The following is a 7,558-nucleotide window of genomic DNA, read 5'->3' as shown; positions in this document are numbered from 1 at the left end:
GAAGAAGCCGGGGCCGGGGACCGGGTCGCCGCCCAGCAGGAGGCTCGCCCCGGCCGCCACGGTGCGGCGTACCTGGTCGTGCAGGGTGTCGCGGAGGTCCGCCCGGGCGAGCGGCCCGATCTGGGTGGCCTCGTCCATGGGGTCGCCCATGATCAGCGCGCCGGTCTTCTCGGCGACCAGCTCCACGAAGGCGCCGGCGACCCTCTCGTCCACGATGAGGCGTTTGGCGTTGACGCAGCTCTGGCCGACGGTGTTGAACCGCGACCGCACGGCCGCCGTCGCGGCCTCGTCCAGGTCGGCGTCGGCGAGCACGACGAACGGGTCCGAGCCGCCCAGCTCCAGGACGTGCTTCTTCAGGTGCGCGCCGGCCTGCGCGGCCACCAGCGCGCCGACCTCGGTGGAGCCGGTGAGGGTGACGGCCGCGATCCGGTCGTCGGCGATGAGATCGGCGACCGCGGCGGGCTCGGTGAGCAGCGTGGAACAGAGCCCGGGCGGGGCGCCGGCCCGCCGTACGAGCTCTTCGAGCGCCAGCGCGCAGGCCGGCACGTTGCTCGCGTGCTTGAGCACCGCGCCGTTGCCCGCCGCCAGCGCGGGCGCGAGGAAGCGGAAGAACTGCCAGAACGGATAGTTCCACGGCATGACGGCCAGCAGCACGCCGAGCGGTTCGAGGACGACCGTGCTCTCCGTAGCGCCGGACGCGACGGGCTCGGGGGCGAGGTAACGCTCGGCGTGCCCGGCGTAGTGGTCGAGCGTCCAGGCCGACTTCTCGATCTCCGCCCGTGCCTCCGTGATCGGCTTGCCCATCTCCTGCGTGATCAGCCGGGCGAAACGGTCGGCGTCGGCCCGCAGTTCGCGGGCGATGGCGCTCAGCAGGGGGAGCCGCCGGGCGACGGGGGTCGCGCGCCAGTCGCGCTGGGCCGCCACGGCGGCACTCAGGACGGCCTCCGTGTGTTCGGGTGGATGCGGATCGTAGTCGGCGATGGGCTCGCCGGTCGCGGGGTTGAGGGAGGAGGGCAAGGGTTTCCTTTCGAAAGGGGGTCAGCTCTCGCGGCGCAGCCGAGCCGCCACGTGAGCGGCGAACTGGGCGGTGCCGAGGTTCCCGCCGAGGTCGGGGGTGCGGGTCGCCGGCTGGTCGAGCACGCGTTCCACGGCCGACTCGATGCCGGCCGCCGCCGCGATCAGGTCGTCGTTCCCGTCGCGGCGGCCTCGCCAGTCGAGCAGCATCGCCGCGGACAGGATGAGCGAGGTGGGATTGGCCACGCCCTTGCCCGCGATGTCGGGCGCGGAGCCGTGCTGCGCCTGGGCCACCGCGACCTCGTGCCCGGCGTTGAGCGAGCCGCCGAGGCCGAGGCTGCCCGACAGCTCCGCCGCCTCGTCGGACAGGATGTCGCCGAACATGTTGGTGGTCACGATCACGTCGAACGTGTCCGGCCGCCGGATGAGCGCGGCCGCGGCGGCGTCCACGATCAGCTCCTCCAGCTCGACGTCGGGGAACTCCGCGGCGACCTCGCGGACCACGCGCAGGAAGAGCCCGTCGGAGAGCTTGAGCACGTTGGCCTTGTGGACCGCCGTCACCTTGCCGCGGCGCCCGCGGGCGAGCTCGAACGCCGCGCGGGCCACGCGTTCGCAGCCCCGCGCGGTGATCTTCCTGATGCTGAACGCGCTGCCGGCGTCCGGCATGAACTCGCCGCTGCCCGCGTACATGTTGCGGTCGGAGTAGAAGCCTTCGGTGTTCTCCCGGACGATGACCAGGTCCATCGGGGCGCGCAGCACGCTGAGGTCCGGTCTCGACCGGCACGGGCGGATGTTCGCGAACAGCTCGAACCGGATGCGCAGTTCGGCGGAGGGGTTGAGCCCGCCCTCCTCGCGCGGCGGGTATTCGTAGTGCGACACCGGGCCCAGGATCACGCCGTCCACCTCGGGGACCCGGTCCAGCACCGGCTGCGGCAGCGTCGTGCCCTCCCGCGCCAGGCCGGCGAACCCGATGTCGGCGACCTCGACCTCCAACCCGAGACCGGTCGCGTCCAGCACCTCCAGGGTCGCGGTGACGATCTCCGGGCCGATGCCGTCGCCGGGCAGTACGAGCACTTTCATGAAATCTCCTTGGTCGCTGGGAGCGTCGCTGCGCGCGTCACCGGGAGCGTCACGGCGCGCCCGCGAAGGCGGCCCGGAGCTCGGCGACGCGCTCGGGCTGCCAGTTCGGCCCCGGCGCGGACGACAGCAGCATGTCGGTGTAGGGATGCCGGGGCCGGCGCAGCACCTCGGCGGTGGCGCCGCGCTCGACGGCCTCGCCCTTGTACATCACCAGGATCTGACCGGTCACCTCGTTGACCACGGCCAGGTCGTGCGTGACGAACACGAGGCTCACGCCGGTCTCGGCGCGGATCCGGTTGAGCAGGGCGAGGATCTGCGCCTGGACGGAGACGTCCAGCGCGGACACCGCCTCGTCCAGCACCAGCACCGCGGGATCCACCGCGAGCGCCTTGGCGATGGCGACCCGCTGCCGCTGCCCGCCGCTGAGCTCGTGGGGCCGCGAGCCGAGATGCTTGCCGGAGAGGCCGACGTGGCCCATCAGCTCGGAGATCCGCGCCCGTACCGTCTCCTTGGCCGGGTCGGGCAGGTGCCGGCGCAACACGTCGCGCAGCGCAGCCTCGACGCTCAGCCGCCGGTCCAGCGAACCGTACGGGTCCTGGAAGACCATCTGGACCTCCTTGGCCCTGCGCAGGCGCGCGGCCCTGCCGCGTTCCTTCCCCTGCCGGGTGCGGCCGTCGATCACGATCGTGCCCGTGTCGGGGCGGGCGAGGCCCACCAGCATGCGGGCGAGCGTGGTCTTGCCGGAGCCCGATTCGCCGACCAGGCCGAGCGACTCGCCCCTGGCCAGCTCGAAGCTCACGTCCTTGACGGCGACCACGCGGGCGCCGCCGCGCCGTGCCGGATATGTCTTGGTCAGCCCGCTGACCCGCACCGCCTCGCTCATGCGGACGCCTCCATGGTGTCGTCGCGCTGGGGAAGACGCGGGACGGCGTCCGCCAGCGCCTTCGTGTACGGGTCCGACGGGCTGACGAAGATGGTGCCGGCCTTCTGGTGCTCCACCACGGCGCCGTCCTTCATCACGTACACGCGGTCGCAGTAGGCGGCGGCGAGCTGCAGATCGTGGGTGATGAACAGGACGCCCATCTCCCGCTCCCGCTGCAGCCGCCGCAGCAGGGCCAGCACCTCCGCCTGTGTGGTCACGTCGAGCGCGCTGGTCGCCTCGTCCGCGAGCAGCAGGCGCGGACCGGTGCTCAGCGCCGCGGCGATCACCACGCGCTGCAGCATGCCGCCGGACAGCTGGTGCGGATACGCCCGCAGCAGCCGGTCGGTGTCGTCCAGCCCCACCTCGCCGAACAGCGCGGCGATCCGCCGCCGCGCCTCGTCCTTGGCGACGCCGTGGACGTGCACGAGCCGTTCGGTGGCCGAGCTGCCGATGCGGCGCACCGGATTGAGCACGGCCCTCGGCTCCTGGAAGATCATGGCGGCCAGCTCGGAACGGACCTTCCGCACCACGGCCTGGTCGCCCGCGGCCACGTCGTGCCCGCAGACCGAGACCGCGCCCGACAACGACGCGCGCTCGGGCAGCAGCCGCAGCGCCGCCCGCGCCGTGGTGGACTTGCCGGAGCCGGACTCGCCGACCAGCCCCACGGTCTCTCCCTCGGAGACGTCGAGGGAGACGCCCCGCAGGATCTGCCGGGAGCCTTCCGGGGAGGGCACCGACAGGTGGAGGTCTTCGATCGCCAGCAACATGCGCGTCACGTCCTCACGGCGAGCTTGTCGGAAAGGCGGACCCCGACGACGTTGGTCGCGACGACGACGACCGCGATCGTGAGCCCGGGGACGAGGGCGGGCCCGAGGACGCCCTGGATCACGCCGGCACGGCCCTCCTGCACCATCAGGCCCCATTCGGAGCTGGGCGGCTGCGCCCCGAACCCGAGGAAGTTGAGCGAGGCCAGGCTCATCAGCCCTTCCCCGAACAGCACCACGAGGTAGCCGACGAGGGTCGGCATCAGGTTGGGCAGCAGGTACCGGCCGATCAGCTGGACGCCGCCGACACCCTGCAGGCGGTAGGCGTCGACGTACGGCCGCGCCAGCTCCTCCAGCGCGATCGCCCGGGTGAACTTCGCGATCAGCGGCGCGAACGCCAGCCCCATGCCGATGACGGCGGTCGCCGGCCCCCGGTCGAACACCGCGATGATGAGCACCACGAACAGCAGCCCGGGGAAGGCGAACATGACGTCGGTGATCCGGGCGAGCACGGTGTCCACCCAGCCGCGCCGCCAGGCGGCGACGACCCCGATGAGCACGCCCAGCACCGTCGCGAAGGCGAGCAGCGCGATGGCCCCGAGCAGGCTGGGCCGCGCGCCGTGGATCACCCGCGACAGGATGTCGCGGCCCAGCTGGTCGGTGCCCAGCCAGTGCGCGGGACCGGGCGGCGCCCAGATGGCGGAGAAGTCCGTGGCGTCGGGCGCGTACGGCGCGACGAGCGGCGCGAACACCGCCGCGGCCACGGCCACGCCGAGGATCGCGAGGCAGGCCCGGAACGTCCACGGGGAACGTCTGCGCCGGTCGGCGACCGGTGCCGAGGCGGTGCGCGCGCCGATGTCGTCGATCGTCACGATCGCTCACTCCTTACGAGGGTGCGCGCGTCGAGGAGCGGATAGATCAGGTCCACGAGCATGGTGACCACCATGTACGCGAGCACCATGTAGAGCAGGATCGCCTGCACCACGGCGAAGTCGTGCGTGTTGATCGACTCCACCAGCAGGTTGCCGACCCCGCTGATGCCGAAGACGCTCTCGATGACCGTGGTCCCCGCGAGCATCCCGGCCAGGGTCAGCCCGCACATGGTGACGACCGGGCCGAGCGAGTTCCGCAGCACGTGCCGGGTCACGATCGCCCAGGTGCCGAGCCCGTAGCTGCGCGCCGCCTCGACGTGGTCGAGTGTCTGCTGCTCGACCATGGTCTGCCTGGTCACCCGGCTGATGAGCGCCAGCGACCCGAGCGCCAGCGCGACCGCGGGCAGCGTCAGGTGCCGCAGCCGGCCGGCGAAACCGGCGCCCTCGCCGGCCACGGGGAACCAGCGCAGCTGCACCGCGAACACCGACACGAGGCCCAGCGCCACCACGAAGTTCGGGACGGAGTTCACGAACGTGGTGCCGCCGGTGATCCATGAGTCGGCCCGGCCGCCCCTGCTCAGCGCCGAGGCGACGCCCAGTGAGACGCCGAGGACCACGAACAGCACCGTCGCCATGGCCACGAGCGTCAACGTCACCGGTAGCCGCGACGACAACAGGTCGGAGACCGGCTGCTGGTAGTAGAACGACGTGCCGAGGTCGCCGTGCAGGATGCCCTGCGCCCACAGGGCGTACTGCACGAACAGCGGCTGGTCGAGGTGGTACTCCGCGCGCACCGCCGCGATCCGCTCCGGCGTGATGTTCTCCGGGTTGCCGATCAGGAACGTCACCGGATCGCCCGGCGCCGCGTAGATGGCCACGAAGATGACGAACGAGCTGATGGCCAGGGTGAGCACCATGGCGCCGAGCCGTCGCAGGAGGAGCGCCGCCATGTCTACTCGCCCTTCGCCCCGAGGTCGGCAGCCCACGGGTAGTTCCTGAACGCGCCGGAGGCGGGAACCCCGGTCACGTCACTGGCCAGGACGACGGTGGTCGGGCTCTGCACGACCGACAGCCACGGCATCGCCTCCGCCCACCGCTGAGCCAGATCGACGGCGAGGTCGGCGCGCTTGGCGTCGTCCAGCTCGGCCTTGGCCTTGGCCACGAGGGCGTCGTACTCGGGGTCCTTGAGCACCCACTGGACGGTCGAGTCGGAGGCGCCGTTCTTGTAGAAGCCGACCGGGTCGTTCTTCGAGATGAAGTAGTCGTCGGTGAACAGGTCGGCCTGCTTCCTGAACTCCGCGTCGCTGTAGTAGTCGCCGTACTGCTGGGGCGGGATCTGGATGATGCGGGCGTCGAGGCCGATCTTCTTCGCGGCGTCCACGATCGCGTTGGCGATCACGTCGCGGCCGGTGGTGCCGTCGCTGGCGACCACGATCTGCTGGGTGGCGCCGACCTCGGCGACGAGCTTCTTGGCCGCCTCGATGCTCTGCGGGGTGGGCTTGGCGGGCGCGTTCGCCGCCAGCTTCTCCGAGGCCGCGCGGAACGTGCCGGCCTCGTACCCCCACGCGCCGGGGCCCACCGGCTCCGCGGCCGGCACGCCCAGACCGGCGAGCGCGGCCCGGGAGACGCCGTCCCGGTCGAGCGCCAGCGCCAGCGCCTTGCGCAGCCGTACGTCGGTGAGCCCGCCGCGCTCGGTCACCATCGAGTTCCAGACCCGGGTGTCGGGGCCCTGGCTGACGGTCGTGTTCGGGCCGCCGGCCAGCCGGGTCGCCGAGGCGATGTTCTCCAGGTAGGCGCCGTCCGCCTCGCCGGTGAGCAGCGAGTTGACCACCGCGTCGTCGTCCGCCCACCGGATGGTGAGCTCGCCGGTCTTCGAGGCGCGCTCCTGGTTCCAGTAGTCCGCGGCCTTGGTCAGGACGATCTGCCGCCCGGACTCCCACGCCTTCAGCTCCAGCGGCCCGGTGCACGCGTCGTCGCCGCGGGGCGTGCCGAAGGCGTCGCCCTGGGACTCGACGGCCTCGCGCTCGAGGACGACGCCGCCCGTGCCGGCCAGCGCCTTCAGGAACACGGCGTCGGCCTGCTTCATCGTGACCGTCACCTCGTGGGGGCCGGTCTTGCGGACCTCGCTGACGTTCTCGTACTCGTCGGACTCGTTGGCGCCGTCGGCGGCGTGCCGGTTCATGCTCCACACCACGTCGTCGGCGGTCATCTCGTTGCCGCTGTGGAAGCGCACGCCCTGGCGGATGGTGAAGACGAGCGTCTCCGGCGTCTTCCACTCGTACTTCTCGGCGAGCCAGGGCTTGATGGTCAGGTCGGGTTGCGCCTGGACGAGGCGTTCGCAGACGTTGCCCATGACGGTGTCGGTGGTGGCGCCCGCGGCGTCGTTGTCGAGGTCGAGGGTGGCCGGCTCCTTGGGCATGAACCAGGTGGCCTTGTCGAGCGGGCCCGTGGCGGCGGGCGTGCTGTCGACCAGGCGTACGTTCTGCTTGGCCTGCTGGGCGGCCTGGGACGGCGAGACGGCCGCGCCGCCGCACCCGGCGACCAGCGCGAACGTGGCGCATGTGGCCGTGCCGGCGGCGAGCCGGCGGGAAAGTCGCTGCTTTGTCATGACGGTTCCCAGTGGTCTAGGGGGGAAGTACGGGTCACCGCCCGGCCCTCGTGCGAGCGCCATGGCGTGCAGTCGTAGTCGTGACTACAAGGGGTCGCCGTGGCGCGGCAGAGCAGGCTGGAAGGGGGTTTTCGCTGAGGAGAGGTGGCCACCGCTGTCGTGGGTCGCGGGCCGCAGCGGCATGCGAACGGTCCCGGCGGCGCGGGTCACGCGGGCCGGACCGAGCAGCGGATGGGCTGCGGATGGGCTGCGGATGGTTCGTGGACGGGGTCCCGGTGGAACGCGACCGGGGGCGCGG

7 protein-coding genes are annotated in these 7,558 nt (G+C 72.1%); all 7 read right to left on the bottom strand.

From position 1 onward, the window contains the following. A partial coding sequence (locus E1286_RS27090) for an aldehyde dehydrogenase family protein (protein WP_132616780.1) occupies nt 1-1,017 on the bottom strand: 1,017 nt, incomplete at its 3' end. A 21-nt stretch (nt 1,018-1,038) separates the two neighbouring features. Next, entirely contained in the window at nt 1,039-2,094 is a 1,056-nt protein-coding gene (locus tag E1286_RS27085; RefSeq protein ID WP_132616778.1) for an isocitrate/isopropylmalate dehydrogenase family protein, read from the bottom strand. 49 nt (nt 2,095-2,143) lie between these two features. Continuing rightward, nucleotides 2,144-2,977, bottom strand: a complete 834-nt coding sequence (locus tag E1286_RS27080; protein ID WP_132616776.1) for an ABC transporter ATP-binding protein — start codon at nt 2,975-2,977, stop codon at nt 2,144-2,146. After that, the gene (locus E1286_RS27075; protein WP_132616774.1) at nt 2,974-3,783 is read right to left on the bottom strand and encodes an ABC transporter ATP-binding protein; all 810 of its coding nucleotides are present in this window, start codon (nt 3,781-3,783) and stop codon (nt 2,974-2,976) included. Before E1286_RS27075 ends, E1286_RS27080 begins: the two co-directional genes overlap by 4 nt. 5 nt (nt 3,784-3,788) lie before the next feature. Then, nucleotides 3,789-4,652 (bottom strand): ABC transporter permease, encoded by an 864-nt coding sequence (locus tag E1286_RS27070; RefSeq protein WP_246075199.1) that lies wholly within the window; start codon nt 4,650-4,652, stop codon nt 3,789-3,791. Continuing rightward, on the bottom strand, nt 4,649-5,602 hold the full coding sequence (locus E1286_RS27065; protein ID WP_132616772.1) for an ABC transporter permease: 954 nt from the start codon (nt 5,600-5,602) through the stop codon (nt 4,649-4,651). Before E1286_RS27065 ends, E1286_RS27070 begins: the two co-directional genes overlap by 4 nt. A 2-nt stretch (nt 5,603-5,604) precedes the next feature. Then, the gene (locus E1286_RS27060) at nt 5,605-7,260 is read right to left on the bottom strand and encodes an ABC transporter substrate-binding protein (protein ID WP_165969933.1); all 1,656 of its coding nucleotides are present in this window, start codon (nt 7,258-7,260) and stop codon (nt 5,605-5,607) included. Nucleotides 7,261-7,558: the final 298 nt, after the last annotated feature.

It is taken from the genome of Nonomuraea terrae (assembly GCF_004348995.1).
In the GTDB taxonomy this organism is placed as follows: Bacteria; Actinomycetota; Actinomycetes; order Streptosporangiales; family Streptosporangiaceae; genus Nonomuraea; species Nonomuraea terrae.
Note: the sequence above shows the minus strand (reverse complement) of the source record. Positions and strands in the feature narration are given on the sequence as shown.